Origin of the sequence: Kribbella sp. NPDC051587 (assembly GCF_044453945.1) — a bacterium.
GTDB lineage: Bacteria > Actinomycetota > Actinomycetes > Propionibacteriales > Kribbellaceae > Kribbella.
On sequence record NZ_JBITDE010000022.1, the window covers coordinates 69886 to 85079 of the forward strand.

The following is a 15194-nucleotide window of genomic DNA, read 5'->3' on the forward strand; positions in this document are numbered from 1 at the left end:
CCGCATCACCAGGTACAAACCCATACAAAGGGGCCTATTGCAGGAAGGTGCAATCGAGGTCACGGCCGGAGGACACCGGGGCGCGATAGCTTGGGGGGATGGGACGGGATGTGCGGGTGGTTTATCGGAAGTACGACGAGAGTCTGCACTGGCATCAGTGGCTGGAGTGGCTTGGGGACGACGAGTACGGCGTTTGGCTGGGTGGGCGCGTGGGGGCGGTGTCGCAGCGGGGTGCGGGGTTGAAGCTGACGGCGAAGGAAGCGCATGTGCAGTTGTTTCCGCGGGACCAGTGGTTCACGGCGATCTTCAACGACGCGCCGCGGATGACGGAGATCTACTGCGACATCACGACGCCGGTGGAGTTCTTCGAGGATCGCGTGACGATGATCGATCTGGATCTGGACGTCATCAAGCGGCGCGATGGGACGGTGCTGGTGGATGACGAGGACGAGTTCGCGGCGCACCAGGTGAAGTACAACTACCCACCTGAGGTCATCGCGCAGGCGCAGGCTTCGTGTGACTGGCTGGTGCAGGCGGTGGCGAACGATGAGCCGTTCACCACCGTCTACAAGACCTACTTGGATATGGTGCGGTAGCTGACGGTTGTGTTCTTGAGCAACAGGGCGCCGGGGAGCGGGGCTCGTTGGCCGGCGTACATGTCGGCTATGGGCGAGACCGTCAGGTAGAGGTTCTGGCCGGCTGGTACGTCGACGGCGATGGCCGGGAGTTCGATGGTACGGCGGACGCCGTGGGCGGCTCGTTTCTCGCGCAGGGGCAGGGTGTTGTTCTGGATGACGCGGGCTGTGAGGGGGCTGGCGCCGACGCTCAGGGCGAGGAATGCCGGCGTGCGCGGGACGATGGTGTAGACGTTCGCGGTGACGTGGGGGGTGCCTGCGACGGTGAGGGGGCCGGCGGCGATCTTGACGCTGACGGGGACACCGGCGCCGGTCGGGGTGGCGATCTTGCCTAGGCGCCGAACCGTGTTGGCGGCCAGGGTTCGTTGCGTGAGGCAACGGCCGTCGGCGGTGGACAGGTGGTACTGGCCGAAGCCGGTGAGGCCAGTGGACTGGCCTAGCAGGTTAAGACGAAGGAACCGTAGGGCGACGTCGGCGAAGTTGGGTGAGCCCAGCGCGATCGAGCAGGGGTCGCCGGAGGTGCCGTAGCCCGGGGGCACGACGGCGGGGAGGGCGTGGCCGCCGTTGTAGCCGACGAGCATCGAGCGGGACCGGGCGCGTCGGGTGAGGGCGCGGTCGAAGTTCGAGAGGCCCTCGTTGAGGTTGAAGAGGTTGTCGGTGATGCCTTGTTCGAACAGGACGGGGATGTCGAGCTTGCGGCCGTGGGCGACGTGCCAGGCGGGACCGTTCTTGGCGAAGAAGGCGGTGAGTTCGCGGCCGGCTTTGCCGGGAGGCCAGGCGCCGGTGGCGATCAGGGTGGCCCAGGACTTGCCGATCGCGGGCGGGAGGTTCTTGCCGCCGCTCGCGTACAGGATGCCCAGCCAGATGGTGCGCGCGGTCTCGGAGGGGGCCAGGGAGCGCTTGAGATCCCACCAGGTGATCTCGGGGGCGAGCGCGTCGAAGCGGGTGCGGCCGTGGTCGCGGATCTCGGTGAAGGCGCCGGCGAGCTGGTAGCCGCCGCCGTACGAGCCGCCGATGGCGCCGATCAGAGGGTCGCCGGGTCGTTGCTTGGTCACCCAATCGAGCGAGGCCACGAGGTCGATGAGTTTGACGACGTCGCGGCCCTCGTAGTCGGGGTTCATCACGTGAGCGACGCCGGTGCTCTCGCCGAAGCTGCGCTGGTCGAAGCTCAGGATGCCGAAGCCCGCGTCGAGGTGGGCCCGGAACTGACGGATGTCGGTGGTCCGCGAACCGCCCCAGCCGTGGCTGCTGAAGAGCAGCGGCACGGTGTGGCTCGCCGACGCGACGGCAGGCTTGAAGAGCGTGTAGCAAATCTTGACGGGCACTGAGCTGCCCGGCTCGGGGACCGACTGCACGCAGCCGGTGGTGACGGTGTCTTCAGCAGGAGCGACGGCAGCAACAGCAGGCGCCGGGACAAGCACGGCGCCGAAGAACAGGAGGGCGGAGACGACGGAGACAGTACGACGCATGTGATCACTCCCCGTAGTGGACGGATCTCGCTCCGCACACGCTAGACGACACACGCCGTCCGAGCTAGTCCGAGCTGCGACACTGTGCACCGTGCATATTGCGATCGAGATCGTCGCCCTGGTCGCCGTGGTGGCGGGCGGGGCCGCGCTGGCTCGGCGGATCGGGCTGTCGGCTCCCCTGCTGCTCGTGGTGATCGGGGTCGCCGCGTCCTATCTGCCGTTCGTTCCGCGGGTGGAGCTGTCGCCCGAAGTGGTCCTGGTCGGCTTCCTGCCGCCGCTGCTGTACTCGGCGGCGATCAAGACCAGCCTGGTCGACTTCACCAAGCACCGCCGGTCGATCGGCCTGCTGTCGGTCGGCCTGGTCGCGTTCACCGCGATCGGTGTCGGCATGGTGGCCTACTGGCTGCTCAACGTGATGGCCAAGTCCCTGGGCTATCAACCGCTCCCCCTGTGGGCCGCGTTCGCCATCGGCGCCGTCATCGCGCCGCCGGACGCCGTCGCCGCGACCGCGATCGCGAAACGGGTGGGACTCCCCCGGCGCGTGGTCACGATCCTCGAGGGCGAGAGCCTGGTCAACGACGCGACTGCCCTGGTCATTCTCCGTACGGCGCTCGGCGCGGCGCTGGTCACCCCGACCGTTCTCCATGTCGGGCTCGACTTCCTCCGGGCGGCCGGCGGCGGGGTCCTGGTCGGCCTGGTCGTGGCGATCGTGCTGGCCAAGGTCCGTAAGCGGTTCACCGACCCGGTGCTCGACACCACGCTCAGTCTGACCGCGCCGTTCATCGCGTACGTCGCGGCCGAGAATCACACCATCCACGCCTCCGGCGTACTGGCTGTGGTCGTCTGTGGCCTGATCCTCGGCCACAAGGCGCCCATCATCCAGTCAGCCAAGTCGCGAATCTCGGAGCGGACCAACTGGCGCACGTTCCAGTTCCTGCTCGAGAACACGGTCTTCCTGCTGATCGGTCTGCAGACCCGCTGGATCCTCGACGAGCTGTCCGAGAGCCCGCTGCCCGGTTGGCTGATCGCCGTCGCGACGGTGGCGGTCTTCCTGGCGACGGTCCTGCTGCGGCCAATCTGGGTCATCCCGAGCACCTACCTGTCTCGCCGGATCCTCGGCCGGTCCCGCCCGGGCCCGGTCTCCTTCGGCGCTCTGGTCGTGGTCTGCTGGGCCGGGATGCGGGGCGTGGTCACGCTGGCCGCGGTCTTCACGCTGCCCGAGGACACACCGCATCGCGAGGTCCTGGTCTTCATCGCCCTGGCGGTCACCGGTGGCACGCTTCTGTTGAACGGCTCGACCCTCCCCTGGCTGGTACGGCGGCTCAAGCTTCCCGGACCGGATCCCGCAGAGGACGCGCTCCAGGAGGCCGCCGTACTGCAGGGTGCGCATCGCGCCGCGCTGGCGAAGCTGGACGAGATCACCACCCCGGACGACCCTGAGGCGGTGCTTGCGGTCCTGCGGCAGCGTGGTGAGTCACGCGCGCTGGCTGCGTGGGAGCGGCTCGGGCGTCCGGAGACGGAGTACGAGACGCCGAGCGAGGCGTACCGGAGGCTGCGGATGGCCATGCTGGAGGCCGAGCGGTCGCACATCCTCGAGGTCCGCGACGCCGGACTGGTCGCCGACGAGGTCCTGCAGCGAGCGCAGTCCGTGCTCGACATCGAGGAGTCGATCCTCGACCGCGACGAGGACGACGACGTCGGTGGCCGCTCGGAGGACCTGCGTCCGCCGGCCTCGGCGAGCGGTGGCTGCGAGCACCTCCGCGAAGCGCCGGCGGTCGTCACCCCGAACACGCCTGCGGGTTGTGAGGAGTGCCTGGCCGAGGGCGGCACCTGGGTGCACCTGCGGCTCTGCCTGAGCTGCGGCCACGTCGGCTGCTGCGACTCGTCGGAGATGAAGCATGCGAGCAAGCACTACGACGAGACCAAGCACCCGGTGATGCGCAGCTTCGAACCGGGCGAGAGCTGGCGCTGGTGCTTCACGGATGAGGTGCTCGGCTGATGGCTGACTGTCTGTTCTGCTCGATCATCGCCGGTACGACGCCCGCACACATCGTGCTCGAGACACCGGAGGTGGTCGGCTTCCTCGACATCCGCCCGGTGTTCAAGGGCCACACGCTGATCGTGCCCCGCAAGCACATCCCGACCATGGTCGAGCTGCCCGACGAGCTCACCGTGCCGCTCTTCGGTACGGCGCGATCCGTCGCGGCCGCGGTCCGGACGGCGTACGAGGCACAAGGGTCGTTCGTTGCCGTGAACAACGTTGTGTCCCAGTCCGTCCCCCACCTCCACGTGCACGTCGTGCCGCGGACGAAGGGGGACGGACTGCGCGGGTTCTTCTGGCCGCGGACCAAGTACGCCGACGATGCCGAGGCCGCCGGGTACGCCGCCAAACTGCGAGCAGTGCTCTAGGGCCGAGCGGTCTCCCAAGCGACGGTGTCCTCAACGGCAAGGGCACGGGCAGCGACGGGCGGCGTCTCGGCGGTCAGGTGCAGGCCGGGCTTGCGGTCCTCGATCGTGAACTGGGCCCGCGTGAACGCCTCCGCCTCATGGTCGCGGACCGTCCGCAGTGTGCGGAAGTCCGCGACCATCGACTCACGGGTGATCGTGGTGTTCACGTAGCCGCGCAGGTTGTTCTGGAACCGCAGATGCGGATTCCCCTTCAGCCACGGATGCGCCGTCGTACCGCCATCGGCACCGTCGCCACCGGTCGTGATCGACGAGCACACCAGCTCCGAACCGACCGTGGGCGCGTTGGGGTCGTCGTAGTTCAGCTTCAGGTCCGAAGCCCAGTGCGCGTGCACATCACCAGTCAGTACGACGGCATTGCGCACGCGCGCGTCGACCCAGCCGCGGGTGATCCGGTCGCGGGAGGCGACGTACCCGTCCCAGGCGTCCATCGAGGTGACCTTCAACGGGCCCTCGTTGTTGTCGCGCTGCGCGAAGAACACCTGCTGACCGAGGATGTCCCAGCGCGCCTCGGACCGGCGGAAGCCGTCGATCAGCCACTTCTCCTGCCGCTCCCCCGTGATGGACCGCTTCGGGTCCACCGCCGCCGGGCAGTCCTTGTACCCGTCCCCGCAGCCCTGGTCGTCGCGGTACTGCCGGGTGTCGAGCATGTGGAACGTTGCCAGCTCACCCCATTTGACCCGCCGGAACAGCTGCATGTCGATCCCGCGCGGCTTCGACGATGCACGCAGCGGCATGTTCTCGTAGTACGCCTGGAAGGCCGCGGCCCGCCGCTCGAGGAACCCCTCCTCGGGCTTCTCCGGCGTCTCGTCGGCCCAGTTGTTGTCGACCTCGTGGTCGTCCCATACAGCCAGCCACGGCGCGACCGCGTGCGCCGCCTGCAGGTCCGGGTCAGCCTTGTACTGCGCGTGCCGCTGCCGGTACGACGCCAGGTCCGTGGTCTCGGGTCCGTCGTGGTCACGGAGGTTCCCGCCGGGCGCGACGTACGTGTTCTTCGTGTACTCGTACTGGTAGTCGCCGAGGTGGAGCACCAGGTCCGGCCGGTCCTCGGCCAGCCGCCGGTACGCCGTGAAGTAGCCGTGCTCGAACTGCGAGCAGGACACGAACGCCATCGCCAGTTCGCGCGGCGTCGTACCGCGGGCCGGTGCGGTCAGCGTGCGGCCTATCGACGTGACGTAACCCTCGCTACGGAACCGGTAGTAGTACTCGCGGCCCGGCTGCAGACCCTCGACGGTCACGTGGATCGCATGCGCGTGCTCCGGCCGCGCGACCGCGACCCCGGCCCGGACGACGTGGTGGAAGCGCCGGTCGGTCGCGACCTGCCACTGGACGGCGTACGCGCGGTTCGGCATCCCACCGCGGCCGTCCTCGGCGACCGGGTTGACGGCGAGCCGGGTCCAGAGCACGAACCCGTCGGGCCACGGGTCACCGCTCGCGATCCCGAGCGTGAACGGGTCCTGCCGGACGGGCGTCGCCGCGGCGGTCGCGGGAACGGACAGGCCGGCGACCGCCGCGCTGGACGCCAGACCGGCTTTCAGGACTGATCTTCGCGAAGTCTCCATGCGGCGAACGCTTCCCAGCCTGGGCAGCCGGTGGTTGGACAGCACTTTAAGACTGGCTGAAGACGCGTCCTGAGGATGTGCTCCAAGGGGGGTTCGTCATGAGGTGGATGCTGTGTGCGGCAGGACTGTTCGTTGTCGTGTCCTGTACGACGGGGACAGGCAGCACACCCTCGACCCCACCTGGGCAGCGCGTGATCGTCACCCTGGCCGGCTCGTTCCGGCCCGAGGGTGACCTGGGGGATCAGGCGCGTCAGGAGCAACGCAAGGCGATCAGAACCGCACAGGACGCCGTACTGGCCGAGGTTCCGCGGGCCCAGCTGATTCGCCGGTACGACGCCGTACCGCAGCTGGCCCTGGTCGTCGATGCGGCCGCTCTCGATCGGCTTCGACACTCACCACACGTCGCGGCCGTGCAGCAGGACACCGCCCAGCAGTCCGGCTGAGGCGGCACCACCGTAGTTGGGGGAACCACGATGCATGTCCGAAGACTGTTCGTTGCGCTGGCCTTGGCCGGTCTGGCAGCGAGCACCACGCAGCTACCAGCACACGCGGAGTCCGGGGAAACGACCCGCGTGATCGTGCAGGTCGACCACATCAGCGACAAGCAGCAGGTGCTCGACAACATCGACCAGGGCACCGCGGAGCAGAACCGCACCTACCGGTCGTTCCCGTTGCTCGCGCTCGACGCCGACAAGGCCGCGCTGGCCGAGCTCGCCGCCGACCCGAACGTGGTCTCGATCCAGCAGGACAAGGTCGGTTCGCCGTCCCTGGCCGAGAGCATCCCGTTCATTCACGCCGACCGCGTCCAGCAACTCGGCTTCACCGGCGCCGGTCAGACGGTCGCGATCCTCGACACCGGGATCGACCGTGACCACCCGTTCTTCGGCAGCCGGATCGTCTCCGAGGCCTGCTACTCCAGCACCGACGGCAGCGCCAACGAGGTCTCGCTCTGCCCGAACGGTACGGCGAGCCAGACCGGTTCGGGATCGGCCGACGCCGAGACTGCGCAGTGCCTGAACGGGATGAGGAACATCTGCTTCCACGGCACGCATGTCGCCGGGATCGCGGCCGGTGCCGGAACCGGTGTGACCGGTGCCCCGGGCAACGGAGTGGCGCCGGGCGCGAACATCATCGCGATCCAGATCTACCACCGCAGCAACGTCGGCTGTGACGGCAATCCGCCGTGCGCGCAGTTCTACTACTCGGACTTCATCGCTGGGATGCAGCGCGTCTACGACCTGCGCAACGACTTCACGATCGCCTCGGCGAACCTGAGCGGCGGCGACGACAGCAACCACACCACCAACTGCGACGGCAGCTCGACGAAGGCCTCGATCGACCTGCTGCTCTCGGCCGGCATCACCACGACCATCTCGGCCGGCAACGAGTCGCATCCGGCAGGCGTCGGTGAGCCGGGCTGCGTGTCCACCGCCGTCACCGTCGGCGCGATCGATGCCGATGCCAGCGGCAACGAAGTCGACAGCCCCGCCGGCTACTCGAACCGCGGCCCGCTGCTCGACCTCTTCGCCCCCGGTACGTCGATCCGCGCGTCCGTACCCGACGACGCCTGGGCCAACCTCAGCGGTACGTCGATGGCCGCGCCGCACGTGGCCGGCGCGATGGCCGCCCTGCGGAACGCCTACCCGGCCGCGACCGCGGCCACCCTGCTCGGGTACCTGCGCGACACCGGCGTCGACATCACCTATGCAACCGGCCCGACAACCAACGCGACGACACCGCGCATCGATCTGCTGGCCGCCCTGCAGCAGGGCAACAACGCGCCGACCATCGGCGCCGACGCTGCGACGTTGACGGTCAACGAAGGTACGACTGCCACGAATGCCGGCGGCTTCACTGATCCCGAGGGCAAGGCGGTCGCGCTGACCGCGTCCAGCGGGAACGTCGTCGACGCCGGCGGCGGTCGCTGGTCGTGGAGTGCGGCCACGAGCGACGGTCCGACGCAGAGTCGCGATGTGACGATCACGGCGACCGACGACAAGGGTGAGACCGCGACCACGACCTTCCACCTGACCGTCAACAACGTTGCCCCGAGCATCAGTATCGCGCCGGGTCAAGCCGGTACGACGACAGAAGGAGCCTCGTACGGGGTGAAGGCCTTGTACTCGGATCCGGGCTCGCTGGACACACACTCGGCCCAGATCTCCTGGGGCGATGGGACTACGACGAACCCGCTGGCCGCTGCGGGTCAGATCAACGGCAGCCACGCCTATGCGGACAACGGAAATTACACCGTCAAGGTCACGGTGACCGATGACGACGGTGGTTCCAGCTCGGCCTCCTTCTCCGTTGCCGTCAGCAACGTAGCGCCGGTCGTGACGATCGACCCGGCGCAGGTGAAGATGATCACCGAGGGCTCGACGCTCACCGCGAAGGCTTCGTTCGTGGATCCCGGCACGGCCGACACGCACACGGCGAGCATCGACTGGGGATTCGGCGCACCGAGCACCGGTTCGTTGCTGATGACAACGGTCACCGGAAGCCGCGCGTACGGCGACAACGGCTCGTTCACCGTCGGGGTCAAGGTGACCGATGACGACGGTGGAGCCGGTACGGCGACCTTCCCGGTGCAGGTGACGAACGTGGCGCCGACCGCCGTGATCGACGAGTCCGGGGCGACGGTTGTGAACGGCGTACCGACGTTCATCGCGCACAGCGGGCAGCCGATCGACTTCAAGGCCCGATCGACCGATCCGGGCAGTGACGACCTCGCGCTCAGCTGGAGCTGGGGTGATACGACCAACTATCTGGTGAACCCGCCCGGTACCGATCCGGCGAGCAGCCCGAGTCTGCAGCCGCGTGACGTGACGGACGCGAAGTCGCATGCGTTCGGCTCGGCGTGCAACTACGACGTCGGCTTCACGGCGCGCGACGACGACGGTGGTTCGAGTGTGGATTCGGCCAAGGTCATCGTGCAGGGCAACGCGCACCTGACCAAGATCGCCCCGCTGTGGTTCCTGCAGACCCGCGCCGGGCTGCGCGTCCCGCCGGTCGACCTGCCGGTGAGCACGATCAACTGCTACCTGCAGGTGGCACAGCAGATGAGCCCGGTCTTCTCCGAGGCACGTGACGTCTCGACGATGGCGAAGGCGAACGCCGTCCTCAACATCCAGCTGCTGAACCCGAAGGCCGAGTTCGACCGGCAGGCGCTGACTGCCTGGCTGAACTTCGCCGACGGCTCGTTCGACCTCGGCACCCGGGTGGACACCAACCTGGACCTGCGACTGGACAGCACCTTCGGCGCCGTCATGGCCCAGTCCGAGGCGATCCGCCTCAACCCGGCCTCGACCAGCAACCAGATCCGGCAGCAGACCCTGCTGCTCGACAAGCTCAACACCTTGGGCTTCTAGGACCTAGCCGCTCACTGAGTCTGGCCAAGGCACGCTCGACGGCGGCCCGGACCGTGTGGTCCGGGTCGCCTGCCAGTTCTTCGACCGCCTCCACATGCTCGGACTCCCCCGCCACGCCGATCGCCCGTACGGCGGCTGCCCGCACCCGCGGCAACTCGTGCTCCAGCATCGGCAGCAGCCCGTCGACCAGCTGACCCAGCTCCCGCTGCGCGGTGATCCGCGCGACGTGCTCGCGAACTCGCCAGGCCGGGTCGTCCTCCACCGCCAGCAGCGCGTCGACCACGTCGTCGCGCCAGAGGTAGAGGAAGACGCGGGCGGCCCAGACACGGATCCAGTAGTAGTTGACCGGGTCGACCGGTGCCTTCCAGCCGCCGGGGTTCGCCGAGCCCGTGATCGCGACCAGCTTCGGGAGCTCAGCGCCGTACGCCGCCTCTCCGCTGATCTCGCCGGTCAGGAACGCGACCGCCCAGTCGATCACCGTGTCCTCGCCGTGCGCGGCGACGGCGGCCTGCACCACCTCGCGTGGATGGTCCTTGGTCATGAGCCCAGTAAATCGTGCGCCGCCGACAAAAGGTGACCTGAGACGCCGCGCATACTGCCGGACATGGACCAGGTATGACCTCGACGCCAAGTCCCGAGGACGCCTTCCGTGACCTGTTCGAGCAGAACTTCCGGGAGCTCCTCGGCTACGCCCTGCGCCGTTGCGGCTCCCCCGACGACGCGGCTGACGTGGTGGCCGACACCATGCTGGTCGCGTGGCGGCGGTTCGGCCAGGTGCCCACCGACGGGACCGCGAGACTTTGGCTGTACGGCGTCGCCCGCCGCGTGCTCGCGAATCACCGGCGCGGGATCCAGCGCCGGGACCGGCTCGGCGATCGACTCCGCGTGGAGCTGCAGGACGTCGTACCGGATCACGCCGACGGTGTGGAGGCGAACGCCGTACTGGTGGGTGCTTTGGCCGGATTGAGTGCTGACGATCGTGAGCTGATCATGCTGACCACGTGGGAGAACCTGGAACCACAGGAGGCGGCCGTGGTGCTCGACGTACCGGCTCGGGTGGTGCGGACCAGGCTGCACCGGGCACGGGCGCGATTGCGGAAGCAGCTCGGAGACGCCTTCACGGATCACGGACATGTACGGGATGACAGAGCACTGCGACCAGTTCAGGAGAAGCGATGAACGACCGCGAACTCGACCAGCTGATCGCACGGGTCAACCCGTTCGGCGACGACGCGGTCCGGCAGTTGCCGACCGCGGACGCCGAGTCCGATCTGCTGGAGGACATCTTGACCACCACCGAACCCGCCACCCGGCTGCGGCCGACCCGGCGCCGCCGGCTCGTCATCGGCGCCGCAGCCGCCGTCGGCGTGGCCGCCGCGGTCGGCGTCGTGGGCGCCGTACTGCCCAAGGACAGCCCGGTCGCGCCGTATGTGGCTCCGTTCGTGGCTCCGCAGCCGGCGTACGCGGCCGAGCTCGTCGCGGTCGCCGAGGCCAACGAACGCATCCTGATCGACGATCCGGCGTGGAAGATCACTCAGGTCGACGAGTTCACCAAAGACAGCGGCGACATGACCTTCAGCAAGGGTGACCAGACGTTCCAGCTGACCTGGTACCCGGCCAAGGACTTCAAGAACTACTTCAACGACCGGATCCAAGGCTCGGTCGAGCACAGCGAGGTGCAGGTGCTCGGGCAGAAGGGGACGCTGTTCCGCTACGCCAAGGAGAACTTCGACTCCGCGTTCATGCTGCCGCCGCGCGGCCCGAGCTTCGTCGAGACCCGCGCGGACCTCGGTTCCGCCGAGGCCTACCGCGACGTGCTCGGCAAGCTGAAGAAGGTCGACGTCAACACCTGGCTGGCGGCGATGCCGGAGGAGGTCGTGAAGCCGGAGAAGGTGCGCGCGGCCGTCGACAGCATGCTCGCGGGAGTCGCCGTACCGAAGGGCTTCAACAAGAAGCCGCTGTACCAGGAGACCGTGATCGCGCGCTACCACCTCGGTGCGCGGGTGACGACCGCAGCCTCGTGCGCCTGGCTCGACCAGTGGACCGCCGCGACGAAGGCCGGCGACAAGGCGAAGGCCGCCGAAGCCGTGAACGCCATGCAGGGCAGCAAGAAGTGGAAGATCCTGCAGGAGATGAAGGCCGACGGAGACCTGCCGGAGGCGATCTGGCAGTACGCCGACGAGATCGCCGGCAAGGTGAAGCCGGAGTCCAAGAGCGGCAAACCCGCCGCCGGCTACAAGGAAGGCCTCGGCTGCCGCTAACGTCCGAAAACACGCCGACGACGCCCGCGTGTCCTTCGGACGTTACGAAAAAGAGGGCCGACCGGAGGTGATCCGGTCGGCCCTTTCGTGCGTTAGTTGGCGATCAGGGAGCGGAGGACGTACTGCAGGATGCCGCCGTTGCGGTAGTAGTCGGCCTCACCGGGGGTGTCGATGCGGACGACCGCGTCGAACTCCTTGGCGGTGCCGTCCGGCGCGGTGGCGGTGACGTGGACGGTGCTCGGGATCGAGCCGTCGTTCAGCGCGGTGACGCCGGAGAAGTCGAACGTCTCCTCGCCGGTCAGGCCGAGCGACTCCGCGTTCTCGCCCTCGGGGTACTGCAGCGGCAGCACGCCCATACCGATCAGGTTCGACCGGTGGATGCGCTCGAAGGACTCCGTGATCACCGCGCGGACGCCGAGCAGCGCCGTACCCTTGGCGGCCCAGTCACGCGACGAGCCCGAGCCGTACTCCTTGCCGGCCAGGATGACCAGCGGCGTACCGGCGGCGATGTAGGACTCGGACGCCTCGTAGATGCTCGTCACGGGAGCGTCGTCCTTGGTGAAGTCGCGGGTGAAGCCGCCCTCGGTGCCCGGTGCGATCTGGTTGCGCAGCCGGATGTTGGCGAACGTGCCCCGGATCATCACCTCGTGGTTGCCACGCCGCGAGCCGTACGAGTTGTAGTCCTTGCGGTCGACACCGTGCTCGGCCAGGTACTTGCCGGCCGGGCCGTCGGCCTTGATCGAGCCGGCCGGGGAGATGTGGTCGGTGGTGACCGAGTCGCCCAGCTTGGCCAGCACGCGTGCGCCGGAGACGTCGGTGACCGGCGACGGCTCCTTGGCCATCCCGTCGAAGTACGGAGGCTTGCGCACGTACGTCGACTCGGCGTCCCAGGCGAAGACCTTGCCCTCGGGCGTCGGCAGCGACTGCCAGCGCTCGTCACCGGCGAAGACGTCGGCGTAGTCCTTGGTGAACATCTCCCGGTTGATCGAGGTCGCGATCACCTTCTCGACGTCCTCGGCGGCCGGCCAGATGTCCTTCAGGAACACGTCGTTGCCGTCGGTGTCCTGCCCCAGCGCGTCGGTCTCGAAGTCGAAGTCCATCGTGCCGGCCAGCGCGTACGCGATCACCAGCGGCGGGCTCGCCAGGTAGTTCATCTTCACGTCCGGGTTGATCCGGCCCTCGAAGTTCCGGTTGCCGGACAGCACCGACACGACGGCCAGATCGGCCGCCTGGACGCCGGCCGAGACCTCCTCGGGCAGCGGGCCCGAGTTACCGATGCAGGTGGTGCAGCCGTAGCCGACCAGGTGGAAGCCGAGCTTCTCCAGGTACGGCGTGACACCGGCCTTCTCGTAGTAGTCGGTGACGACCTTCGAGCCCGGGGCCAGCGAGGTCTTCACCCACGGCTTGCTGGTCAGGCCCTTGTCGACCGCGTTCTTCGCGAGCAGCGCGGCGGCGAGCATGACGGACGGGTTCGAGGTGTTGGTGCAGGAGGTGATGCTGGCGATCACGACGTGGCCGTGGTCGAGCTCGGTCTCCTGGCCGTTCAGGGTGATCTTGGTCTTCTTGACCGGACGACCCGCATCACCGGCGCCATGCGGGACGTGCGGGTCGTCGTTGGTGTGACCGTGACCGTTCGGCGCGTCACTGGCCGGGAAGCTGCCCAGCTCCGACGGGTCGACGTCGGCCTCGTCGTCGTTGCTGACGTAGTCGGCCAGCGCGCCACGGAAGCCTTCCTTGGCCTCGCTCAGCGCGACCCGGTCCTGCGGCCGCTTCGGGCCGGCGATCGACGGTACGACGGTCGCCAGGTCCAGCTCGAGGTACTCCGAGAACCGCGGCTCGACGGCCGGGTTATGCCACAGGCCCTGCTCCTTGGCGTAGGCCTCGACGAGGGCGACCTCGTCGTCGCCGCGACCGGTCAGGCGCAGGTAGTCCAGGGTGATGTCGTCGATCGGGAAGATCGCGCAGGTCGAGCCGAACTCCGGGCTCATGTTGCCGATGGTGGCGCGGTTGGCCAGCGGCACCGCGGTCACGCCGTCGCCGTAGAACTCGACGAACTTGCCGACCACCCCGTGCTTGCGCAGCATCTGGGTGATCGTCAGCACGACGTCGGTCGCGGTCGCGCCGGCCGGAACCGAACCGGTCAGCTTGAAGCCGACCACCTTCGGGATCAGCATGCTGACCGGCTGGCCGAGCATCGCGGCCTCGGCCTCGATACCGCCGACGCCCCAGCCCAGGACGCCGAGGCCGTTCACCATCGTGGTGTGGCTGTCGGTGCCGACGCAGGTGCCGGGGTAGGCCTGACCGTTGCGGACCATGACCGTGCGGGCCAGGTGCTCGATGTTCACCTGGTGCACGATGCCGGTGCCCGGCGGGACGACCTTGAACTCGTCGAACGCGGTCTGGCCCCAGCGCAGGAACTGGTAGCGCTCACGGTTCCGGCCGTACTCGAACTCGACGTTGCGCTCGAAGGCGTCCGGCGTACCGAAGACGTCGATGATCACCGAGTGGTCGATCACGAGCTCGGCCGGCGCCAGCGGGTTGATCTTGGTCGGGTCGCCCCCGAGCTCGGCGACCGCCTCGCGCATCGTGGCCAGGTCGACCACGCACGGCACGCCGGTGAAGTCCTGCATGATCACCCGGGCCGGGGTGAACTGGATCTCCGTGTCCGGAGCCGCGTTCTCGTCCCAGTTGCCCAGCTTGCGGATGTGGTCGGCGGTGATGTTCGCGCCGTCCTCGGTGCGCAGCAGGTTCTCCAGCAGCACCTTGAGGGAGTAGGGCAGCGTCTCCGCGCCCTCGATACCCGCCAACCTGAAGATCTCGTACGACTGTCCGTTGACCTCGAGTGCCCCCTGGGCACCGAAGCTGTCGACGCTCGCCATCAACCTGCTCCTCTATCCGGTCCGGTTCCGCTGAGGCCCATCCTCCCGGGCCCCGCATCTCGCCCCGAGGTCAGGTCAACCTAACTTCGGAGCGAGGAAGTCTCTCGACATCAAGATACACGACATCGAGTCACTTTCCGAGTCGAACCCGCCTCACTCCAGAGCCTTCGCCGTACCGCAACCGCCACCGTCCGACCGCCCACACCGCCCCCTGTCACAACGTCCGAAGAACCGGAGACGGGCACTCCGCTCTTTCGGACGTTAAGTGAGCGTGGTCGCTAACGTCCGAAGGATCGGAGACGGGCTCTCCGGTCTTTCGGACGTTAGGTGGCTTCGGTGCGGGCGACGCGGCGACCGTCAGTCGGCCACGTCGCCAGGCGAGCCGCCGGCGATGCCGAGCGGTGGTTTCGCCGTCCGGAAATCGCGGGGATATCCCTCCGGGTTGCCGGTTCTCCCCTGAAATTTCGGCTCTCCTGTCGTATGTGTGGGTCAGTTTCGTGCGGGGAGGGTGGGGTGGTGGCGTCCGAGGCGGAGCATGGCGAGGGCGATGAGGG

The 15194-nt window shown here is 68.2% G+C and carries 11 protein-coding genes; 7 read left to right on the plus strand and 4 right to left on the minus strand.

Annotated features, from left to right (window positions below; translation table 11 throughout):
• Positions 1 to 98: 98 nt before the first annotated feature.
• Positions 99 to 596: a DUF402 domain-containing protein gene (locus tag ACIA49_RS40960; RefSeq protein WP_396383764.1), complete on the plus strand. Its 498-nt coding sequence runs from the start codon at positions 99 to 101 to the stop codon at positions 594 to 596.
• Here the strand turns inward: ACIA49_RS40960 and ACIA49_RS40965 are convergent.
• Entirely contained in the window at positions 575 to 2104 is a 1530-nt protein-coding gene (locus tag ACIA49_RS40965) for a CocE/NonD family hydrolase (RefSeq protein ID WP_396383765.1), read from the minus strand. The genes ACIA49_RS40960 and ACIA49_RS40965 overlap by 22 nt on opposite strands.
• Positions 2105 to 2195: 91 nt before the next feature.
• Between ACIA49_RS40965 and ACIA49_RS40970 the strand changes: the two genes are divergently transcribed.
• A complete protein-coding gene (locus ACIA49_RS40970) occupies positions 2196 to 4103 on the plus strand; it encodes a Na+/H+ antiporter (protein ID WP_396383766.1) in 1908 nt (635 codons plus the stop codon).
• Positions 4103 to 4513, plus strand: a complete 411-nt coding sequence (locus tag ACIA49_RS40975; RefSeq protein ID WP_396383767.1) for an HIT family protein — start codon at positions 4103 to 4105, stop codon at positions 4511 to 4513. Before ACIA49_RS40970 ends, ACIA49_RS40975 begins: the two co-directional genes overlap by 1 nt.
• Here the strand turns inward: ACIA49_RS40975 and ACIA49_RS40980 are convergent.
• Positions 4510 to 6132 carry an alkaline phosphatase D family protein gene (locus ACIA49_RS40980; RefSeq protein ID WP_396383768.1) on the minus strand — a complete coding sequence of 541 codons (1623 nt, stop codon included), beginning with the start codon at positions 6130 to 6132 and terminating at the stop codon, positions 4510 to 4512. The genes ACIA49_RS40975 and ACIA49_RS40980 overlap by 4 nt on opposite strands.
• A 98-nt stretch (positions 6133 to 6230) precedes the next feature.
• Between ACIA49_RS40980 and ACIA49_RS40985 the strand changes: the two genes are divergently transcribed.
• Both ACIA49_RS40985 and ACIA49_RS40990 read left to right on the plus strand, forming a co-directional pair.
• Positions 6231 to 6575, plus strand: coding sequence for a hypothetical protein (locus tag ACIA49_RS40985; protein ID WP_396383769.1), 345 nt, complete (start codon positions 6231 to 6233; stop codon positions 6573 to 6575).
• 30 nt (positions 6576 to 6605) lie between these two features.
• Positions 6606 to 9500, plus strand: coding sequence for a S8 family serine peptidase (locus ACIA49_RS40990; protein WP_396383770.1), 2895 nt, complete (start codon positions 6606 to 6608; stop codon positions 9498 to 9500).
• On the opposite strand, the gene ACIA49_RS40995 is transcribed toward ACIA49_RS40990, so the two are convergent.
• Positions 9481 to 10041 (minus strand): HEAT repeat domain-containing protein, encoded by a 561-nt coding sequence (locus tag ACIA49_RS40995; RefSeq protein WP_396383771.1) that lies wholly within the window; start codon positions 10039 to 10041, stop codon positions 9481 to 9483. The two genes, ACIA49_RS40990 and ACIA49_RS40995, sit on opposite strands and share 20 nt — an antisense overlap.
• Positions 10042 to 10115: 74 nt before the next feature.
• Between ACIA49_RS40995 and ACIA49_RS41000 the strand changes: the two genes are divergently transcribed.
• Positions 10116 to 10679, plus strand: a complete 564-nt coding sequence (locus ACIA49_RS41000) for an RNA polymerase sigma factor (protein ID WP_396383772.1) — start codon at positions 10116 to 10118, stop codon at positions 10677 to 10679.
• A complete protein-coding gene (locus ACIA49_RS41005) occupies positions 10676 to 11761 on the plus strand; it encodes a hypothetical protein (protein WP_396383773.1) in 1086 nt (361 codons plus the stop codon). The genes ACIA49_RS41000 and ACIA49_RS41005 overlap by 4 nt, the downstream gene beginning before the upstream one ends.
• A 92-nt stretch (positions 11762 to 11853) precedes the next feature.
• On the opposite strand, the gene acnA is transcribed toward ACIA49_RS41005, so the two are convergent.
• Positions 11854 to 14640, minus strand: a complete 2787-nt coding sequence (acnA, locus tag ACIA49_RS41010) for an aconitate hydratase AcnA (protein WP_396383774.1) — start codon at positions 14638 to 14640, stop codon at positions 11854 to 11856.
• Positions 14641 to 15194 lie beyond the last annotated feature (554 nt).

Bases quoted from the DNA above. Each gene is read 5' to 3' on its own strand.
- ACIA49_RS40960 (WP_396383764.1), top strand. From the start codon at position 99: ATGGGACGGGATGTGCGGGTGGTTTATCGGAAGTACGACGAGAGTCTG.
- ACIA49_RS40965 (WP_396383765.1), bottom strand. From the start codon at position 2,104: ATGCGTCGTACTGTCTCCGTCGTCTCCGCCCTCCTGTTCTTCGGCGCC.
- ACIA49_RS40975 (WP_396383767.1), top strand. From the start codon at position 4,103: ATGGCTGACTGTCTGTTCTGCTCGATCATCGCCGGTACGACGCCCGCA.
- ACIA49_RS40980 (WP_396383768.1), bottom strand. From the start codon at position 6,132: ATGGAGACTTCGCGAAGATCAGTCCTGAAAGCCGGTCTGGCGTCCAGC.
- ACIA49_RS40985 (WP_396383769.1), top strand. From the start codon at position 6,231: ATGAGGTGGATGCTGTGTGCGGCAGGACTGTTCGTTGTCGTGTCCTGT.
- ACIA49_RS40990 (WP_396383770.1), top strand. From the start codon at position 6,606: ATGCATGTCCGAAGACTGTTCGTTGCGCTGGCCTTGGCCGGTCTGGCA.
- ACIA49_RS40995 (WP_396383771.1), bottom strand. From the start codon at position 10,041: ATGACCAAGGACCATCCACGCGAGGTGGTGCAGGCCGCCGTCGCCGCG.
- ACIA49_RS41000 (WP_396383772.1), top strand. From the start codon at position 10,116: ATGACCTCGACGCCAAGTCCCGAGGACGCCTTCCGTGACCTGTTCGAG.
- ACIA49_RS41005 (WP_396383773.1), top strand. From the start codon at position 10,676: ATGAACGACCGCGAACTCGACCAGCTGATCGCACGGGTCAACCCGTTC.
- acnA (WP_396383774.1), bottom strand. From the start codon at position 14,640: ATGGCGAGCGTCGACAGCTTCGGTGCCCAGGGGGCACTCGAGGTCAAC.